Raw genomic sequence first — 20,183 nt, forward strand, 5'->3', positions numbered from 1 at the left:
AGAATTTCTTGAATCGCAAGTTAATGGAGCCCAACAGCGTGCAAGCCCTGGATAGTTCGTTTCGCGACCCGGCCGGGTTCATGTTCGAGCGCGACGGCGTGCTCTATCGACAGATCAACCAGGCCGGCAGGGCCGACTATGAGCAGCTGATGGCCTCGGGGCTGTACGAGCATCTGGTCGGGCGCGGCTGGCTGGTGCCGCACAAGACGGTGGATCTGTCCCCGCCGGAACCCGACGAAGCGTTTTGCGTGATTGCGCCCGAACGGGTGGCTTTCGTCTCCTATCCTTATGAGTGGAGCTTCAGCCAGTACCTTGACGCGGCGCTGCTGACGCTTGATGTCCAGCTCGCCGCGCTCGAGCACGACATGATTCTCAAGGACGCCTCGGCCTATAACGTGCAGTTTCACCATGGCCGGCCGCTGCTGATCGACACCCTGAGCTTCGCGCCTTATCAGGAAGGTCAGGTCTGGGAAGGCTATCAGCAGTTCTGTCAGCATTTTCTGGCGCCGCTGCTGCTGATGGCCCGAATCGATGTGCGCTTGAGCCAGTTGATGAAGGTGCATATCGACGGCGTGCCGCTGGATCTGGCCAGTCAACTGCTCAACCGCCGCAGCTGGCTGCGGCCCGGCATTCTGATGCACTTGCATCTGCACGCCCGCGCTCAGGCGCGCTATGCCTCATCCGATGAGTCATCGGGCAAGTCATCGGGCAAGCCCCGCAAGCTCAGCCGGACCGGGCTGCTGGGCATCGTCAGCGGGCTGCGCAGCCTGATTGCAAAGCTCGACTGGACGCCGGCGGGCACCGAGTGGGCCGACTACTATCAGGCAACCAACTATTCCGACGACGCCTTTGCGGCCAAGCGCCGTCAGATCGAGACCTTTCTGGACGATATTCAGCCACGAGCCGTCTGGGACCTGGGCGCCAACACCGGCGTGTTCAGCCGCATCGCGTCGGATCGGGGTATCGACACGGTGGCTTTCGACATCGACCCGGCAGCGGTCGAGCGCAACTACCGCCAGCTGCGGCAGTCGGGTGAAAGAGACCTGCTGCCGCTGGTGATGGATCTGACCAACCCCAGCCCCGCGCTGGGCTGGGCCGGGCGCGAGCGCGATGCGATGCACGAACGCGGCCCGGTCGATTGTGCGATGGCCCTGGCGCTGATCCACCATCTGGCCATCTCCAACAACGTGCCCATGGGCCGCATTGCCGAGTATTTCGCCCGCTTGTGTGAAAACCTGATCATCGAGTTCGTGCCCAAGGGCGACAGTCAGGTCAAGCGGCTGCTCAGTTCGCGCACCGATATTTTCGACGATTATCATGAGGCAGGTTTCGAAGCGGCCTTCTCGCAGCACTTCGAGATCGCGGCCAGCGAGCGGGTGGCGGGATCGGAGCGCACCCTCTACTGGCTGCGTCGCCGGGCCGGGTGATGATCGGGGCGGCACGTGGCCGTAAAACCGTTACAATTTCAAAGCTCAAGCGCTGCTTGCGGCACCGTCACATCAGGAATTTTTGACAATGAAATACCTTTTTGCGTCAGTTGCGCTCACTGCGATGGTTCTCATCGCGCCCGATGCGCAGGCCTACCTTGATCCGGGCAGCGGCAGCGCCATTCTGCAGGGCGTTCTCGGTGCTCTGGCGGCCATTGCGCTCACGCTCAAGCTCTACTGGCACCGGCTGCTGCGCTTTTTCGGCCTGAGAAAGCCGACTGAAAGCGAGCAGTCCGCCGACGCCGAACGCCGATCCGGGGCCGAGTCCGACCGCCAGAACCCGTAAATGCCCGGTGAGGCGTTCAACTCGCAATTGAGGCGGCATTGTAGTGACTGAATCCCCGCATGCGTCGCCCCGGCCCCCGAGCCGTGGCCTTCCACCTGCAGGTGCCATCTCCGAGAAGATCCCGGATCAAGTCCGGGACGACGGGGCATGGGGAAAGCCCGGCATGCTACTGGGCGCCGCTTTTCTTTGGCTTGCAGCGCTCCCGGCGGCAGCGCAGACAAGCGAAAGCCTGGCACTAGAGCTCTCCGAGCAACCAGATCAGGGCGCCGCTGCCTGGTCGGTCGCCCTGCCGGAAACGAGCGATGGCCCGGAACAGTGGCGCTCGCTTGTTTCCACAGGCCCGACCGGCGAGCGGATCAGTCGCCACCTGGCGATTTCACTGCCCGGGGTTTCCGACTGGCAGCGGGCGGATACCGCGGGCGATGATGACGCGCTGACCGCGACCTGGCTCAGCGCCGACGGCAACTGGCGTCTGAAGGTTGCGCTGACACCCACTGAGCAGCGCTGGCGGCAGCAGCTGGATATTCACCTCGAGGCCGTCAAAGCGGCACCGGCACCGGCTCGGGCGCTCGCGCTGCAGCTCGGGCCGGGCATCGGCGAGGTACCGATGGCCGGGCTGGGCATTGCCCGGTCGCTCTATTCCTACACTGATGCAGTGGCCTACAGCGACGGCGACCTCTTGCGCCTGGCCGGCGACGACGACAGCGAACCCGCCGAGTTGGGGCAGGGCGGCTGGTTGGGCCTGCACAGCCGCTATTTTGCCCTTCTGGCCGCGCCCATTCAGGGCTCGGGGCCGATCGGGGTCGCCGCCGGCCGCTCCGGAGAATTCGAATCGCCCGGGCCCGATTATCTGCCGTGGGTTCGTCTGCAGCTGGCGTTTGATGAGCAATCATCTGCTGCATCGCAGCACTGGCGCCTGGCGCTGTTCAGCGGCCCGAAAACGCGGGCCGCGCTGGTCGGTGAGGGCGATGCCGTTGACTACTCGCCGCTGCTGTTCAACAGCCTGTGGAGCTGGATGCGCGGGCTATCGCTTGGCCTGCTGTGGGTACTGGCCTCGATTCACGCGCTGGTGCCAAGCTGGGGGCTGGCCATCTGCCTGCTGGCGGTTCTGGTGCGCGTATTGCTCTATCCGCTGGGTCGCTGGGCCTTGTCCAGCCAGCAGCGCTTTGCCGAGGTGCAGGCCGAAATCGCTCCGAAAGTGCGCGAGATCAAGCAGAACTATCGGGGTGGCGAGCAGAGCGAGCGCATTCTCCAGCTCTACGAAGCGCGCGGCGTCAGCCCGCTGGCGGGCCTCAAGCCGCTGCTGATCGTGGGTATCCAGATACCGGTCTTTGTGGCCCTGTTTCACGTGCTCGGCCAGGTGTTCGAGTTTCGCGACGCCTCGTTTCTGTGGATCGAGTCGCTGGCCGAGCCGGATCGCCTGTTTGCCTTCGGCTTCGACCTGCCGTTCTTCGGCGCGTGGTTCAACCTCTTGCCCGTGCTGATGGCCCTGACCACCCTGGTAACCATCAAACTCGCGCCGGCACCGGCCGCCAGCGCGGCCGAGCGCCGGCGGCAGAACCTCTTCCTGGGGCTGATGGCGGTGGCGTTCTTCCTGCTGTTCTATCCCTTTCCCAGCGGCATGGTGCTGTACTGGACACTTGCCAATCTGCTGCATGTAGCGCAGTCGCGGCTGGTGAAGGCGCCAGCAGGAAAGGAGGCCGCGTGACCGCCTTGCCGCAACGCCCGGAAGACGAGCGCTGGATGCGCCACGGGCTGATGCTGGCCGAGCGCGCCCAGACCATGGGCGAGGTGCCGGTCGGCGCGGTGCTGATCGACGCCGAAGGTCGGATTCTTGGCGAGGGCTTCAACCGGGTCATCGCCGACGCCGACCCGACCGCACACGCTGAAATCGTCGCCCTGAGGCAGGCCGCGGCGCGCGTGGACAATTACCGCCTGCCCGGCACCACGCTCTATGTCACGCTCGAGCCGTGCAGCATGTGCGCCGGCGCGCTGATCAACGCCCGCGTCAGCCGCGTGGTCTACGCCGCTGACGACCTGCGCGCCGGAGCGCACCATTCCGTTTTCGAAGTCCTCACCAGCCCGGTTCTCAACCACCGCTGCGAAGTCACCGGCGGCGTGCTGGCTGCGGAGTCGGCCGAGATGCTGCGCCAGTTCTTCCGCAGCCGGCGGTAGCCGATTCGCGACCTGGAGGTCGCTCCTACAGCTCCGGTGGCGAAGTGTTTTTGTGGGAGCGGTCTCCAGACCGCGATTGGGCTTCGCTCCGGCTCTGCATCGCGACCTGGAGGTCGCTCCTACAGTTCCGGTGGCGAAGTGTTTTTGTGGGAGCGGTCTCCAGACCGCGATTGGGCCTTCGATCCGGCCCCGCATCGCGATCTGGAGATCGCTCCTGCAACTCCGGTGGCGAGATATTTTTGTGGGAGCGGTCTCCAGACCGCGATTGGGCCTTCGATCCGGCCCCGCATCGCGATCTGGAGATCGCTCCTGCAACTCCGGTGGCGAAGTGTTTTTGTGGGAGCGGTCTCCAGACCGCGATTGGGCCTTCGATCCGGCCCCGCATCGCGATCTGGAGGTCGCTCCTGCAACTCCGGTGGCGAAGTGTTTTTGTGGGAGCGGTCTCCAGACCGCGATTGGGCTTCGTTCCGGCTCCGCATCGCGATCTGGAGATCGCTCCTGCAACTCCGGTGGCGAAGTGTTTTTGTGGGAGCGGTCTCCAGACCGCGATTGGGCTTCGCTCCGGCTCTGCATCGCGGCCTGGAGATCGCTCCCCCATCCTTTGGGCCGCGCGCCGCCGGGAAAAGAACGCGTCCGCCATTCAGTGCTACCATTTCGGATCTTGTCCAAAGCCTAAGGATCACGATAGTGGTGAGAAAGACGCTGAACCTTGTCACGCTGGCGGCTTCTGCCAGCCTGCTGGCGGCCTGCTCCGAGCAGGCACCGCCGCCCCCGGAGGCGCCCGACACGCCTCAGGCCCCGGCCGAGGCCGCCGCCCCGGCAGCCGCCGAGTCGCCTTCGGCCCCGGAATCCGAAGAGGCCATGGCCGATAACCCGCTGCTGGTTGAAAGCGAGCTGCCCTACGGCATGCCGGCGTTCGACAAGATCGAATCCGAGCACTTCCTGCCGGCCTTCGATGCCGCCATGAAGGAGCATCTGGAAGAGGTCGAGGCCATTGCCGGCAGCGATGAAGAGCCGACCTTCGACAACACGATTCTGGCCCTGGAGCGCTCCGGTCGGAAGCTGGGCTCCATTGCCCGCGTGTTTTCCAACCTGACGAGCACGGTCATCGACGACACGCTCAAGGACACCCAGCGCAAGATGGCGCCCAAGTTCTCGGCGCACAGCGACAGTATCCACCTCAATGCCGATCTGTTCGCCCGCATCAAGGCAATTCACGACAAGCGCGATGAGCTCGATCTGAGCGCCGAGGGCGTGCGTCTGGTCGAGGATTACTACAAGGACTTTGTTCGTGCCGGCGCAATGCTTGACGACGCCGACAAGGAAACCCTCAAGCAGATGAACTCCCGGCTGGCCGAGCTGACCACCCAATTCAGCCAGAACGTGCTGGAAGAGGTCAATGACTCGGCGGTGGTGTTCGACAGCCGCGAGGCGCTGGAAGGGCTCAGCGATGCGCGTATCGAGGCCGCAGCCGACGAGGCAGCCGATCGCGGCCTGGAAGACGGCAAGTACGTGATCGCGCTGGTCAACACGTCCATCCAGCCGCCGATCGCCAACATGACCAACCGCGAAGCCCGTGAAAAGGTCAAGAAAGCTTCCCTGGCCCGCGGCTCCAGAGGCAACGAGTACGACAACACCGGCGTGGTTGCCGACATCGTCAAGCTGCGCGCCGAGCGCGCCCGGCTGCTGGGCTACGACACCCACGCCGACTACGTGCTGGAAGACCGCACCGCCCAGACCGTCGAAGCGGTCAACGGCATGCTGGGCGAGCTGGCCCCGATTGCCGTGGCCAACGCCCGCCTGGAAGGCCAGGACATCCAGGAGCTGATCAACGAGACCGAAGAAGAACCGTTCGAGCTGCGATCCTGGGACTGGTCGCATTACGCGGAGAAGGTCCGTCAGGATCGCTACGCCTTCGACGAAGATCAGATCAAGCCGTACTTCGAGATGAACAACGTCCTGAAAAACGGCGTCTTCTTCTCCGCCAACAAGCTGTTTGGCGTCAAATTCGAAGAGCGACCGGACCTGCCGACGCAGCACGAAGACGCCACCGCCTGGGAAGTGACCGATCAGGACGGCTCGGCGCTGGGCATCGTCATTACCGACTTCTACGCCCGCGGCAACAAGCGCGGCGGCGCCTGGATGAACGCCTACCAGGTCGAGTCCGAGCTGCTGGGGGGTCACCCGGTCATCGGCATGCACCTGAACGTTCCCAAGCCGCCGGAAGGCGAGGCCACGCTGCTGACCTGGGACGAGGCGACCACCATGTTCCACGAGTTCGGGCACGTGGTGCACGGCCTGTTCTCCGACGTGGAGTACCCCAGCTTTGCCGGCACCGCCGTGCCGCGTGATTTTGTTGAATACCCCTCGCAGGTTTACGAAATGTGGGCCTCCTGGCCGGAAGTGCTGGCCAACTATGCCCAGCATTACGAAACCGGCGAGCAGATCCCGCAGGAATTGCTCGACAAGGTGATCGAGGCGCAGAAGTTCAACGAAGGCTTCTCCACCACCGAGTACCTGGCCGCAGCCATCATCGACCAGGCGCTGCATCAGCTCGCCCCCGATGAAACCCCGGCGGCTGATGAAGTCATGGACTTCGAAGCCAAAGTACTGGCCGACCACGGCCTGGACTACGAGCCGGTGCCGCCGCGCTACCGCACGCCGTACTTCTCGCACTCCATGGGCGGCTATGACGCCGGCTACTACTCCTATATCTGGAGTGAAGTGCTCGACGCCGACAGCGTGCTGTGGATCAAGGAAAACGGTGGCCTGGACCGCGAAACCGGCCAGCACTACCGCGACACCATTCTGTCGAAGGGCGGCAGCAAGGAAGCCATGGATCTTTACCTGGACTTCGCCGGCCGCGAACCGTCGATCGAGCCCCTGCTCGAACGCCGCGGGCTGGTCATCGACGGCCAGGACTGAAGCCTGTAGCCATCGCGACCTGGAGGTCGCTCCCACACCCAAGGGTTACCGTGGGAGCGGTCTCCAGACCGCGAAGGGCTTCGATCCGGGCTCCGCATCGCGATCTGGAGATCGCTCCTACGGCTCCGGTGGCGAAATGTTCTTGTGGGAGCGGTCTCCAGACCGCGATTGGGCTTCGATCGGGGTCTGCATCGCGATCTGGAGATCGCTCCTACGGCTCCGGTGGCGAAATGTTCTTGTGGGAGCGGTCTCCAGGCCGCGATTGGGCTTTGATCAGGCTCCGCATCGCGATCTGGAGATCGCTCTTACGGCTCCGGTGGCGAAATGTTCTTGTGGGAGCGGTCTCCAGACCGCGAAGGGCTTCGATCCGGGGTCTGCATCGCGATCTGGAGATCGCTCCTACGAGGTTCTTTCCCGCCATCGTAAAATCCCTGAACCGTGATGCATCTCACGTCCGGCGCCACCCCTCGATTTGCCACAGCGGTTAAAATGCTCCCCCCATGCCGAGGTGGCGGAATTGGTAGACGCGCCTGGTTTAGGTCCAGGTGGGGCAACCCGTGGAGGTTCGAGTCCTCTCCTCGGTACCATTACAGAAGTTGCGTGGGGACGTAGCGGTTTTCATGTCGGCTGTGTGGGCGCTACCCGTTGTAGCTCGCCGGTCTTGCTGCTAAACTGTCGCCGTTCAATCTTGAACGCTTCTTGACAACGCAAAAACGAGGCCTTTGGGGTACCCCAAGGGCGGTAGCGTGCCTGAACCCCCCGTTGATATCGACACCCGCTTCCGGCTGCTGCGGGCGCTGGAGCGCGATCCCGCAATTTCGCAGCGCGATCTGGCGCGTCAGCTCGGCCTGAGCCTGGGAAAAACCAACTATTGCCTGCGCGCGCTCATCGATCGCGGCTGGGTCAAGGCGGGCAATTTTCGCCGCAGTAAACACAAGCAGCGCTACCTGTACAAGCTGACGCCCAGTGGCCTGGCCGAAAAAGCCAGCGTCGCCCAGCGCTTCCTGCAGCGCAAGATTGCCGAGCACCAAGCGCTGCACGATGAAATCGAAACATTGCGCGCAGAGATTGGTGCCGTAAAAGAATAGTTGGTCGATAGCCCGCCCCCTGCAGGAGCGGTCTCCAGACCGCGATTGGGCTTTGATTGGGCTCTGCATCGCGATCTGGAGATCGCTCCTACGGCTCCGGTGGCAATATGTTTTTGTAGGAGCGGTCTCCAGACCGCGATTGGGCTTTGATCAGGCTCCGCATCGCGATCTGGAGATCGCTCCTACGGCTCCGGTGGCAATATGTTTTTGTAGGAGCGGTCTCCAGACCGCGATTGGGCTTTGATCGGGTTCTGCATCGCGATCTGGAGATCGCTCCTAAGGCTCCGGTGGCAAAATGTTTTTGTAGGAGCGGTCTCCAGACCGCGAAAAAGCTCTGATCCGACTCTCCAATCAAGGCAGACCACATTGCCCAGCAAAAACACAAAACAACCAATTCTGGTCACTGGCAGCGCCGGTTTCATCGGCAGCCACGTGACCCGCAGGCTGCTCGCTGACGGCCATCGGGTCGTCGGTCTGGACAACCTCAATGACTACTACGACCCGAAGCTCAAGATCGCGCGTCTGGAACGGTTCCGGAACGATACCGGCTACACGCACATCACCGGTGATCTCGCCGACCGGGATCTGATCGAAACCGTTTTCGATCAGCACAGGCCCGAGCGCGTGGTCCATCTGGCTGCGCAGGCAGGCGTGCGCTATGCGGCCGAGAATCCGCATGTCTACGTCAGTTCCAACGTGACCGGCACGCTGCACATCCTGGAAGGTTGCCGCCAGCACGGCAGCAAGCACCTGGTGTTCGCTTCCACCAGCTCGGTTTACGGCGCGAACACGCAAATGCCGTTTTCCGAGCATGCCGGCACCGAGCATCCGCTAACGCTCTACGCCGCCACCAAGAAGGCCAACGAGATGATGGCCCACTCGTATGCGCATCTGTACGGCATTCCGAGCACCGGGCTGCGGTTCTTTACCGTGTACGGCCCCTGGGGTCGGCCCGACATGGCGCTGTTTCTGTTCACCAAAGCCATTCTGGCCGGTGAGCCGATCAAGGTGTTCAACCACGGCCAGCACAAGCGCAGCTTTACCTACGTTGACGACATTGTCGAAGGCATTGTCCGCATCCTCGACAAGCCGCCCGAAAGCAATCCGGACTGGCAAAGCGACCGGCCCGATCCGGCCACCAGCGGCGTCGCCCCGTATCGCATCTTCAACATCGGCAACGAGCAGACCGTCGAACTGCTGCGCTACATCAAGGTGCTCGAACAGGAACTGGGCAAGAAGGCCGAGATGGAAATGCTGCCGCTGCAGCCGGGCGACGTGCCCGATACCGAAGCCGACGTCGCCGAGCTGAGCCAGGCGACCGGCCACCGGCCCGAGGTGAGCGTGGAAGAGGGCGTAAAGAACTTCGTCAGCTGGTACAAGAGCTACTACGGAGCTTGACTGCACACCATCGCGACCTGGAGGTCGCTCCCACAAGTCAAACAACCCACCACCAACAAACTGACTGCCAACCATGTTCAACGTCACCATCTTCGGCACCGGCTACGTCGGCCTTGTTACTGGCACCTGCCTGGCGGAGGTCGGCCACCACGTCACCTGCGTCGATATCGATCAGGAAAAAATCGACCGGCTCAATCAGGGAGAAATCCCGATCTACGAACCCGGCCTGGAGGAAATGGTTCAGGAAAACCACGAGGCCGGCCGTCTGCATTTCACCACCGACGCGGGCGCGGCCGTTGCCGGCGCCGAGGTTATCTTCATTGCCGTCGGCACGCCGCCGGACGAAGACGGCAGCGCTGATTTGAAGCACGTGCTCGAGGTGGCCGCGACCATCGGTGATCATCTCGATGGCCCCGCCATCATCGCCGACAAGTCCACCGTGCCGGTGGGCACTGCCGATCGGGTGCGCAAAACCATTCAGTCCTGCCTGCAGGCCCGCGGCGAGACAATGGACTTCGAGGTGGTCTCCAACCCGGAGTTTCTGAAAGAAGGCGCCGCCATCGACGACTGCATGCGGCCCGACCGCATCATCATCGGTACGGATTCGGCGCACGCCGCCGAGCAGCTGCGCAAGCTGTACGCCCCGTTCAACCGCAACCACGACCGCCTCATCGTCATGGACGTGCGCTCGGCCGAGCTGACCAAGTACGCCGCCAACGCCATGCTGGCCACCAAGATCAGCTTCATGAACGAGATTGCCAACATCGCCGAGCGCGTCGGCGCCGACGTCGAAATGATCCGCCGCGGCATCGGTTCGGACCCGCGCATCGGCTGGCACTTCATCTACCCCGGCGCCGGCTTCGGCGGCTCATGCTTTCCCAAGGACGTACGCGCGCTGGCCCGCACCGCCAGCGAATGCGGCGTCGAGCCCGAGCTGATTCACGCCGTCGAGGCGGTCAACGACCGCCAGAAGCGTCGCCTGTTCGAGCTCATCTGTCAGCACTACGGCGGCGCCGACAAGCTGTCGGGCAGATGCTTTGCCCTGTGGGGCCTGGCCTTCAAGCCCGACACCGACGACATGCGCGAAGCCTCCAGCCAGATCCTGCTGCCGCTGCTGTGGCAGGCCGGCGCCAGAGTCCGCGCATTCGACCCCGAGGCCATGGACGAAACACACCGCATCTTCGGCGACCGCGACGACCTGGAATACTGCGAAAGCGCCGACGCTGCCCTGACCGGCGCCGATGCGCTGATCATCATCACCGAGTGGAAACAGTTCCGCAGCCCGGATTTCAAAAAACTGCAGCAGCGCCTGACCGACCGCACCATCTTCGATGGCCGCAACCTCTACGAACCCGAAGAAATGGAGCAGGCCGGCCTGGCCTACTACGGCATCGGACGCGGCCGGAGCGTATCCCGAGGGCTGTAGAAACAGCCTCCAGACCTGCGAACCCAAGCCGAATTCCCGGAAGCCGCGCAGCGGCTATCCGTGATCGCGGAGCACCCCGGCGCCGATATGTTTTGTAGGAGCGGTCTCCAGACCGCGAAAAGCCCTCGATCAGGCCCCGCATCGCGATCTGGAGATCGCCTCCTACAGTTCCGGCACCGATATGTGTCCGTAGGAGCGGTCTCCAGACCGCGAACAGCCCTCGATCAGGCCCCGCATCGCGATCTGGAGATCGCCTCCTACAGTTCCGGCACCGAAATGTTTCCGTAGGAGCGGTCTCCAGACCGCGAAAAGCCCTCGATCAGGCCCCGCATCGCGATCTGGAGATCGCCTCCTACAGTTCCGGCACCGATATGTTTCCGTAGGAGCGGTCTCCAGACCGCGAAAAGCCTTTGATCAGGCCCTGCATCGCGATCTGGAGATCGCTCCTACAGCTCCGGCGCCGCTATGTCTTCGTAGGAGCGGTCTCCAGACCGCGAAAGGCCTTCGATCGGGCCCCGCATCGCGATCTGGAGATCGCTCCTACATCCGAACCCGCTGTAGAAACGCTCTCCACACAGCGAAACCACCTTGAACATGCCACCAGAAAACAAAACCGATATGACCGAAACGCACGAACGCCCATACGACGACGAAATCGACCTGGTTGAACTGGCCGCCTCCCTCTGGGGGCAAAAATGGGTCATTCTCGGCGTCATGACGCTGTGCATTGCCCTCGGCGTCGTCTACGCGCTGGTGCGCACGCCGGTCTTCGAATACGCCACCACCATCGAGATCGGCACACGCCTGGTCGCCGGCGAGCCCGCACCCATCGAGCCACCGCAAAGCGTGGTCGCCAAGCTGGAGAAAAACTACATCCCCGAGGCAATTCGTACTTTCGAGAGCGACCTGCAGACCAACGGCGGCGAACAGCGCAGCCTGAGCGTCAATACCAACTCACCCAGCGACACCAACCTGGTGGTTCTGACCAGCGAAAGCTCCGAAGAGTTTGGAAAGTATTACATTCCGCTGCACAACCGGGTACTGCAGCGGCTGGCGCGAGATCACGAGCGCGAAGCGAAAATGGAACGCGTCCGGCTCGAAAACCAGCTGGAAGAAGCCCGCAGGAGTCTTGAAGAGCTGCAGGACGAACGCATTCTCAAGGTCGAGCGGAGCGAGCTGGAAACCGAACTGTCAACGGCAAAGAACAAGCTGGCGCAACTCAAGGATCAGGAAGAACTCCTCAAGTCGGAAATAGAAAACCTGGATGTTCAGGAAGAAATCGTCCGCAAACGACTGGAAGAGCTGTCCGGTTTTGTCGACCAGGCGCGCAGCCGCCGTGGCGAGGCCCGCCAGCAGGTCGAAAGCGGCACCGACAGCATGGCGCTGATGCTGATCGACAACGAGCTTCAGCGCGACATAGACCGTCAGACCGAGCTGGAAGAACGCCTGCTGGTCAAGCTGCCGGAAAACCGCGCTTCCTTGCGCAGCGAGCTGGAAGACAACCAGCGCCAACAGACCCTGCAGCAGGAAAAGATCGCCGCCCTCGAGGCCCGCTACGAAAAACTGCTTCTGGAGCAGGAGCGCCGCATTCCGCCGGCCGAAGCCCGCATAGCCGAGCTGGAAACTCAGCTCGAGAACCTGCGCAACACCCAGGCAGTTCTGCCGCCACAGCGCTCTCTCAAGCCCGTGAGCACCAGCGGCAAGGTCATCGTGGCCCTGTCGGTCATCCTGGGCGGCATGCTCGGCCTGTTCGCCGCGCTGGGCACGATGTTCTTCCGCTCGGTACGCGAAAAGCTCAAGAGCGAGCGCTGATCCCGCTTGCCCCTCTATCTGGACAAGCTGCTCGCTCAGCTGGCTTATCCGCTGGCGCTGAGTATCAGCCTGATTGCAGCGGGCCTGTTGTTCTGGGCCTTCAACAAGAACCGAACCGCCGCCGGGCTGATCATGGCGGCTACCGCCTGGCTGACTCTCTGGTCGCTTCCAGTGGTCTCCGACGCCATCCGCGCCAGCCTCGAAAACCGTTACAAGCCCATGCCGGCTGAAGCACTGCCCGAAGCGGATGCCATCGTGCTGCTCGGCGGCGGCCTGGAATCGCAGCCGCCTGGCTGGCCTTATCCCAACCTGCAGCAAGGCGCTGACCGCATCTGGCACGCCGCGCGCCTGTACCATGCCGGCAAGGCACCAATCATCATTGTCTCCGGCGGAAACTACGGCTGGCAAAGTCAGCGCCGCTCCAATGCGGCAGAAACGGCCGAATTACTGCAACAGCTTGATGTGCCGGTACAGGCCATCATCGAAGAAAACAAAAGTCTCAACACGTACCAGAACGCCACCGAAACGGCCCAAATAGCCCGGGACCAGGGTTTCCACACCCTCCTGCTGGTCACCTCAGCCCTGCATATGCGCCGAGCCGAGGCGGCGTTCAATGCCGCCGGCCTCGATTTCATCGCGGCGCCAACTGACTTCGAAGTCATACCCGAGCCAGTTAACGTCCTGCGCTGGCTGCCGGATGCCGAGGCGCTGGACGACAGCACCAGAGCCATCAAGGAATATCTCGGCTACTGGATGTATCGGCAAAGAGGCTGGGCTACGGTGGAAAACAATGCCTTACCTAAACCCTGAAACTTCATTCATGAAAAAATTCGCCATAATCGGCGCCGCGGGCTTCGTTGCCCCACGCCACATGAAAGCTATCAAGGAAACCGGAAACGAGCTGGTCGCAGCCGTTGATCCAAACGATTCGGTGGGTATCATCGACAGCTTTTTTCCGGAGGCTGCATTTTTCACCGAGTTCGAACGCTTCGACCGTCATATAGACAAGACTCGCCGACGAAATTCAGGGCATGCCATTGACTATGTGTCAATTTGCACCCCCAATTACCTGCATGATGCCCATATGCGTTTTGCGTTGCGCTCTGGCGCTGACGCCATTTGTGAGAAACCGCTCGTTCTCAACCCATGGAATATCGACGGCCTGGCTGAAATGGAAGCTGACACGGGTCGGCGGATCCACACTATCCTGCAACTTCGACTACATCCTGCTATCGTCGCTTTACGAGAACAAGTCCGGCGTGCTCATGGAAAAGAGAAATATGAGGTCGATTTGACCTACATTGCCTCGCGCGGGCAGTGGTATCTCCATAGCTGGAAGGGCGTGCAAGACAAGTCTGGTGGTATTGCGACCAATATCGGTGTTCACTTTTTTGACATGCTGCACTTCATCTTTGGCGATTTGCAAGAGAATCATGTTCATTTAAGCGCACCTACGAAGGCTGCTGGTTACCTGGAGTATGAAAATGCTCGTGTGCGCTGGTTTTTGTCAGTTGACTACAATGATGTTCCGAAAGCTCAGAAAGAAGCTAACCAGCGCACCTACCGTTCAATCACAGTGAATGGGAAGGAGATCGAGTTCTCCGGCGGTTTCACCGATCTCCATACCCGAAGCTATGAAGAGGTTCTCAGGGGCAACGGGTTTGGTCTTGAAGAAAATCGGGTCGCCATAGAAACCGTTGCGCATATCCGCACTGCTAACATAAGCGAGAGCGGTGAGATCCATCCTTTCCTTATAGCGTAAATCGAGATTTCATCTTCGATAAAAGGAAGCGAGAGTTAAGATGGATTACTATAAACATGAAAGCGCCATCGTCGATGAAGGTGCTCAAATTGGCACGTGTTCTCGCGTTTGGCACTTCGTCCACATCTGCTCCGGCGCTAAAATAGGCAAAGAGGTCTCGTTGGGACAGAATGTCTTTGTCGGTAATCGCGTAACCATCGGCGACAAGTGCAAGATTCAAAACAACGTCTCGGTCTACGACAATGTCTACCTTGAAGAAGGGGTCTTCTGCGGGCCTAGCATGGTGTTCACGAACGTTCACAATCCTCGCTCACTGATCGAGCGCAAGGATGAATACTTGGATACTTTGGTAAAGAAAGGCGCTACTCTAGGCGCAAACTGCACCATCCTCTGCGGCATTACAATTGGTGAGTATGCCTTTATCGGCGCTGGTGCACTCGTCAATAAGGATGTGAAGCCCTACGCCTTGATGGTTGGCGTTCCCGCTCGGCAAATCGGTTGGATGAGTCAATATGGCAAGCAGCTTGACCTGCCGATGGAGGGTAATGCCGAGGCGACATGTCTCGATACGGGGCAGGCTTACGTCCTCAGAGATGGCAGAGTTAGCAGCGTAGAAGAAGCGGAGTACTAATTAATGAAGTTCATTGACCTTGCTGCCCAGCAAGCCCGGATAAAACCCCAGATTGAAGCCGCCATCCAGCGTGTTTTGAACCACGGCCAATACATTCTGGGTCCTGAGGTGACGGAACTGGAGGAGCGTCTGGTTGACTACACTGGCGCAAAGTACTGTATAACCTGCGCCAACGGCACAGATGCGTTACAGATCGCGCTAATGGCGTTAGGTGTCGGCCCGGGTGACGAAGTCATTACGCCCGGCTTTACCTACATTGCCACTGCCGAAGCCGCTGCCATTCTGGGTGCCAAGCCAGTCTTTGTTGATATTCAGCCGGATACCTTCAATCTTGATCCCAATCTGCTGGAAGCGGCGATAACTGAGTCGACTAAAGCCATCATTCCGGTCTCTCTTTATGGCCAACCAGCGGACATGGACGAAATTAATGAGATCGCCGCTCGCCATGGGATTCCGGTCATCGAGGATGGTGCGCAGAGTTTTGGTGCAACCTATAAGGGTAGGAAATCGTGTAACTTGAGCGACATCGCTACGGCTAGTTTTTTCCCTGCCAAGCCGTTGGGCTGTTATGGTGATGGTGGCGCTATTTTCACGAGCGATAAAAGTCTGGCCCAGAAGATGCGCCAAATCGCGCGTCATGGTCAGGAACGGCGCTATCGGCATGTCCGGGTGGGTATTAATAGTCGTTTGGATAGCCTCCAAGCTGCCATTCTGATTTGCAAATTGGACATCTTCCCGAAGGAGGTCACGTTGCGCCAACAGGCGGCAGCGCGCTATACCCAGGCCTTGACGGCCACGGTCAAAGTGCCGGTACTTGCGTCAGATCGCACAAGCGTTTATGCCCAATACACTATCCAGGTCACAAGCCGAGAAAAAGTGAGGGACCAACTCGCTGCGGCCGGCATCCCGACAGCCGTTCACTATCCGGTCCCACTCTATCGCCAGCCCGTCTTCTCCAGCCTTGCCATTGACGCGAGCGCCTTCCCGAACTGTGAAATCGTCAGCAAGCGCGTTATGGGCCTGCCCATGCACCCGAGTTTGATGCCATATGAGCAGGAGCAGGTTGCTCAAGCGATTATAGATTTGGTTTAATGATTCGTGAAAAAATAGTTGGATGCCCTCGGGTTCGATGGGCTCTTGAGGAAGCGCGCAATTGGATAGCTTCTATTTCGGGTATTCCCGTTAAAGCAACCACTCGTGGCGCGTCGAATGAGCTGCCTTTCCTATTTATTGTAGGCGCCGGGCGATCTGGAAACACGCTCTTGCGTCGCTTGCTGATGGAGAGGTTCAAGATCTATATCCCGCCAGAGACCTATGTTCTCCCCAACATTGCGAACAATAGAATTCGTGGCAGAGGACTTTCGTGGCCCAGTGTTGTCGACCTGGTCGTAGCTAGCTTTGAGTACTATCCTGAGTTTATAACGTTCGAAATAAGTTCGTTAAGAGATTTCTCTTTGCGAGCAAAGAACTACCCTAGTAGCATGCAAAATATGAACTGCCTTCTTGTCGGGCTTTATCGGTATTTTGCCGAGCAAGCAGGCGTCGAGTTCGAGTGGTTGGGTGATAAGACGCCGTTGAATACTCTTCATTTACGGCGGATTAATCAGCTGTTTCCTGGCGCTGTTTATGTTTACTTGCTCCGAGATGGGGTCGATGTTGTGTCTTCGTATGTGAAAGCAGGTATATACGATGATTTAGCGGATGCGGCAGATCGCTGGGTAAAAAGTCAGAAATATTGGAAGGCATTTCGCAGACGGCTTACTTGCAATCGCTTTATTGAGGTTCGCTATGAGGATATGGTCACCTGCCCTGATGAAGTCATTAGTAAGGTGGGTGCAATGTTTGAAGTGCCCGAGAGACCGTCCATTATGAATATAGACGGCATTCTGGGGGATGTCGGGATGCGTGAACATCACAAAAACACAACTAGGGCACCGAGCGCGGCGTCGATAGGGAAAGGTCGGTTAGAAATGACGGAGGCGGACATGCTGCGACTTCGGCCGATTTTGTCGGGCTGGCTTGAGCGCTGCGGATATGCAGGCTTGTAATCGGCATGCAACATATCCTGGTTCTCGCTTCCTGGTACCCCGACTCCCCCGATGACATCAAAGGCGTCTTCTTCCGCGATCAGGCCTTGGCGCTTTCGGAATTCGGCCATAAAGTGGGTGTTGTTGCGCCTAATCTGCGTTCGATTCGCACGCTCAGCGGGCGAGGGCAGCGCAGTCGTCGGCCTGAATACGAACTGGATGAAGGCCTCCCGACCTACCGTGCCCAGCCATGGGCTGCCTTGCCCCGCGTCCCATATGGTAATTACTGGCTTTGGAAACGCGCGGCCGATCGGTTGATCAGGCGTTACATCGCAGAGCAGGGGGTGCCGAACCTGATTCATGCCCATTCTGCAATCTACGCGGGCATCGTAGCGGTCGGATGGGCAAGCCGTCTCAATGTACCCCTGATCCTTACCGAACACAGCACAGCCTTTGCGCGGAGGGTCCTGAAAGCATGGCAGCTTCACCTGGCGCGGCGGGCGGCCGTAGGCGCCAATGTGCGGGTCGCAGTGAGTCCCGAGCTGGGCCAGGTGCTGCAGGAGCAGTTGGGGCCGGATACAACTCCGTGGCACTGGGTTCCCAATGTAGTCGCCTCGCGTTTCGGCGGGCCAGCCCTCGGAGCACCAGGCTCCCAGGCCAGCGGGCGTGGGCGCCGTATTCTTAACTTGGCTGTGATGACGGAAAAGAAGGGACAAGCTGAGTTGATTCAGGCCTTTGCTCAAGCCTTCCCGGCGCCTTCAAGGGTGCAGCTCTGGTTCGGCGGTGATGGTCCCATTCGAGCGCAACTGGCGGCTAGGGCCGAGACTCTAGGCGTTGCCGATCGGATTCGATTCCTCGGTCGGGTGCCACCGCAAGAGGTGCCTGCGCTGTTGAGCCGGGTGGATGTCATGGCTATTGCTAGTCATTACGAAACCTTCGGGGTCGTCGCTGCTGAGGCACTTATGAGCGGCATACCTGTAGTGGCGACACGCAGCGGCGGGCCTGAATGCATCGTCCAGGAAAAAGATGGTGTATTGGTGGCGCCGCGTTCGCCTCGAGAGCTGGCTTGGGGCTTGAGGAATGTTGTCGATCGGCTCCCCGATTGGGACCGGGAGGCTATTGCTGCTCGAGCGCGCGCGCGCTTTTCAGGGGCGGCTGTTGCCGGCCAACTAACCAAGCTTTACCAGCAGGTTCCGGGCGACGGAAGGCGTGCACCAAATGGTGGTGGCTAACGGGCTGCCAGCACGGCTCTGGCAAAGATTGGGTGCTTCTTCTTTGCGCCGAAACATTGTCTATACCTTCGGGCGGCAGTTGCTGGCGGCGCTGGCCCAGTTCGTGTTGGTTGTCCTCATTGCTCGTGCACTGGGTCCGGAGGGCAACGGGCATTACGCCATAGCCATCTTGCTGCCGACGCTATTGGCCCAGTTCCTGAACCTGGGGGTTGGCCCGGCGACCGTCTACTTCGTAGGCCGGGGTGAAGTGGGAGCCGCTCAGGCCGCCGTGGAGAACGGCCGACTGGGCTTATGGATCATTGCTATTGGCTTGGCCGCGGGCGCGACAGTCCTGCACTTCTTTCGAGCAAGTCTCTTCCCGAGTGTGCCTTCAAGGCTTTTGCTCCTGGGGTTGGCAGCGTTCCCACCGAGTCTCTTGCTAGCCTACCTGAACACCGTGCTGCAGGGACTGGAAGATTTTCGTGCCTTTAACTGGACAACGCTCATCCCACCCTATGCAACTCTTGCGGGGGCAGCTGTTACGCTATATTTTCTGGGTATGGGAGCGGAAGCGGCCGTAGGTGCTTACCTGGTTGGCCAGTCCGCAGGCCTAGTCAGCGCCATCCTGTTTGTCCACGCTCGGGAGCAGCGCCATCCGACTGGGGAAGGCGCCCAGCCAATTGAGCAATACCGGCGTCGCATCCTGGGTTACGGTTGGAAAGCGCATCTCTCAAACATCATGGCCTTCGTGAACTACAGGGCCGATATCTTCCTGGTCAACTTCTTCTTGACCCCTGCCGCCACCGGCGTGTATGTGATTGCCGTGCAGATCGCCGAAAAGCTTTGGATGCTCTCCAGGGCGGCGAGTACCGTCCTGCTGCCCCGGCTATCGAATATGCATGGGGATCCGAAAGCGCGCCTTCAGCTGACTAACCGAGGGTTCAGGATCGTCGCGCTCCTCACGGTAGGCTTTGGTGGAATCACGGCTTTGGCCCTGTACTGGCTCCTCGTGCCGGTGTTCGGCGCAGAATACAGAGGCACCATGGCGGCGTTCCTGTGGTTGCTGCCTGGCATAGTCGCCGGGGCAGGTGCGCGGGTTCAGGCCAACTGCATTGCTGCAGCGGGTAAGCCGGAGTGGAATATGTATGTTTCGGTATTGGTGGTCGTCACCAACATAACTCTCAACATCACCCTAATCCCGGCTCTTGGAATAATTGGTGCAGCCATCGCCACCTCAGTTGCTTATCTTGGAAACGCGATAGCTAAATACTTACTGGTCAAAAAAACCAAAAACATCGTCCCGATACTACGTGATCCAAGTGGTGCCAATAAGTGACCTGATTGGCGAGTTCTGGGCATCCAGGCACCCTGCGTGGTCTCTGAAGTAGAGGTCGACCTGCCCACAGCGCGATGAGAGCTGTTCGGCCTACGATGGCCGCAAGCCCAGTGGCAGTATCTTGACCCGTCCTATTACAAGACCTGACTGGTCGTCAAGGTGCCGCGGGCAAAGCCCCGGAGCATGGGCTCCATCAGCTGTCGCTGCCCTGGGCGGAGCGTACCAGCGTAAGCGCCTACGAACCGACACCCTTCTCAACGGCTCATAGATGACTATGCTGACTCCATCGACATTCACGATGGAGCAAGCAAGTGAGCAGACGTTACCTCAAGGCCGATGAGTGGCGCGAGCTGATCGCGCAGCAGGCGGCTGGCACGGAGTCAGTGGCTGAGTTCTGTCAGCGTCACGGCCTGACACCGAAGTCGTTTTACCGACGCCGCAAGGCGCTGCGCAAACAGGGCATGGTTGCGGTTGCGCCGTAAGCGTCCATTCCGCACCGTTCTTCCCCGCGCGTTGCTGAGTCAGTAATCTGCTCCCAAACTCAACTCAAGGAGCAGATCATGTCTTCGACCTATCGCATTCGCCGCTCGGCAAAGCAGTGGCAGAACCTGATTGACGA

General features: G+C 60.2%; 17 protein-coding genes and 1 tRNA gene. All 18 read left to right on the forward strand.

The annotated features are described in order from the left end of the window. The first annotated feature begins 8 nt into the window (after positions 1–8). The 18 genes from ACEWQZ_RS04080 (at position 9) to tnpA (ending at position 20,046) form a co-directional block, all read left to right on the forward strand. Complete coding sequence (locus ACEWQZ_RS04080; RefSeq protein WP_476481789.1) at positions 9–1,427, forward strand: class I SAM-dependent methyltransferase; 1,419 nt, start codon at positions 9–11, stop codon at positions 1,425–1,427. A gap of 88 nt (positions 1,428–1,515) precedes the next feature. Then, complete coding sequence (locus tag ACEWQZ_RS04085; protein ID WP_476481790.1) at positions 1,516–1,773, forward strand: hypothetical protein; 258 nt, start codon at positions 1,516–1,518, stop codon at positions 1,771–1,773. A gap of 163 nt (positions 1,774–1,936) precedes the next feature. Further along, a complete protein-coding gene (gene yidC / locus ACEWQZ_RS04090; protein WP_476481791.1) occupies positions 1,937–3,481 on the forward strand; it encodes a membrane protein insertase YidC in 1,545 nt (514 codons plus the stop codon). Then, complete coding sequence (tadA, locus tag ACEWQZ_RS04095) at positions 3,478–3,948, forward strand: tRNA adenosine(34) deaminase TadA (RefSeq protein WP_476481792.1); 471 nt, start codon at positions 3,478–3,480, stop codon at positions 3,946–3,948. The genes yidC and tadA overlap by 4 nt, the downstream gene beginning before the upstream one ends. Before the next feature lie 690 nt (positions 3,949–4,638). Then, positions 4,639–6,873, forward strand: coding sequence for a M3 family metallopeptidase (locus ACEWQZ_RS04100; RefSeq protein WP_476481793.1), 2,235 nt, complete (start codon positions 4,639–4,641; stop codon positions 6,871–6,873). Between the two features lie 502 nt (positions 6,874–7,375). Next, a tRNA-Leu gene (locus ACEWQZ_RS04105) sits at positions 7,376–7,460 on the forward strand. Between the two features lie 159 nt (positions 7,461–7,619). Then, entirely contained in the window at positions 7,620–7,961 is a 342-nt protein-coding gene (locus tag ACEWQZ_RS04110; protein ID WP_476481794.1) for a MarR family EPS-associated transcriptional regulator, read from the forward strand. Positions 7,962–8,327: 366 nt separating this feature from the next. Further along, a complete protein-coding gene (locus ACEWQZ_RS04115; RefSeq protein WP_476481795.1) occupies positions 8,328–9,359 on the forward strand; it encodes an NAD-dependent epimerase in 1,032 nt (343 codons plus the stop codon). A 73-nt stretch (positions 9,360–9,432) separates the two neighbouring features. Then, entirely contained in the window at positions 9,433–10,785 is a 1,353-nt protein-coding gene (locus ACEWQZ_RS04120) for a UDP-glucose dehydrogenase family protein (RefSeq protein WP_476481796.1), read from the forward strand. Positions 10,786–11,403: 618 nt separating this feature from the next. Beyond that, the gene (locus ACEWQZ_RS04125; protein ID WP_476481797.1) at positions 11,404–12,597 is read left to right on the forward strand and encodes a Wzz/FepE/Etk N-terminal domain-containing protein; all 1,194 of its coding nucleotides are present in this window, start codon (positions 11,404–11,406) and stop codon (positions 12,595–12,597) included. A gap of 87 nt (positions 12,598–12,684) precedes the next feature. Further along, on the forward strand, positions 12,685–13,407 hold the full coding sequence (locus ACEWQZ_RS04130; protein WP_476481798.1) for a YdcF family protein: 723 nt from the start codon (positions 12,685–12,687) through the stop codon (positions 13,405–13,407). 10 nt (positions 13,408–13,417) lie between these two features. Continuing rightward, complete coding sequence (locus tag ACEWQZ_RS04135) at positions 13,418–14,359, forward strand: Gfo/Idh/MocA family oxidoreductase (protein ID WP_476481799.1); 942 nt, start codon at positions 13,418–13,420, stop codon at positions 14,357–14,359. Positions 14,360–14,399: 40 nt separating this feature from the next. Beyond that, the gene (locus tag ACEWQZ_RS04140; protein WP_476481800.1) at positions 14,400–14,990 is read left to right on the forward strand and encodes an acyltransferase; all 591 of its coding nucleotides are present in this window, start codon (positions 14,400–14,402) and stop codon (positions 14,988–14,990) included. Between the two features lie 3 nt (positions 14,991–14,993). Then, positions 14,994–16,082, forward strand: a complete 1,089-nt coding sequence (locus ACEWQZ_RS04145; protein ID WP_476481801.1) for a DegT/DnrJ/EryC1/StrS family aminotransferase — start codon at positions 14,994–14,996, stop codon at positions 16,080–16,082. Continuing rightward, the gene (locus ACEWQZ_RS04150; protein ID WP_476481802.1) at positions 16,082–17,038 is read left to right on the forward strand and encodes a sulfotransferase family protein; all 957 of its coding nucleotides are present in this window, start codon (positions 16,082–16,084) and stop codon (positions 17,036–17,038) included. The genes ACEWQZ_RS04145 and ACEWQZ_RS04150 overlap by 1 nt, the downstream gene beginning before the upstream one ends. Positions 17,039–17,043: 5 nt before the next feature. Beyond that, the gene (locus ACEWQZ_RS04155) at positions 17,044–18,249 is read left to right on the forward strand and encodes a glycosyltransferase (RefSeq protein ID WP_476481803.1); all 1,206 of its coding nucleotides are present in this window, start codon (positions 17,044–17,046) and stop codon (positions 18,247–18,249) included. Beyond that, complete coding sequence (locus tag ACEWQZ_RS04160; protein ID WP_476481804.1) at positions 18,236–19,564, forward strand: flippase; 1,329 nt, start codon at positions 18,236–18,238, stop codon at positions 19,562–19,564. Before ACEWQZ_RS04155 ends, ACEWQZ_RS04160 begins: the two co-directional genes overlap by 14 nt. Positions 19,565–19,875: 311 nt before the next feature. Beyond that, positions 19,876–20,046 carry an IS66 family insertion sequence element accessory protein TnpA gene (gene tnpA, locus ACEWQZ_RS04165; RefSeq protein WP_476481805.1) on the forward strand — a complete coding sequence of 57 codons (171 nt, stop codon included), beginning with the start codon at positions 19,876–19,878 and terminating at the stop codon, positions 20,044–20,046. The last annotated feature ends 137 nt before the right edge of the window (positions 20,047–20,183 follow it).

Source organism: Wenzhouxiangella sp. YN1 (assembly GCF_056324145.1).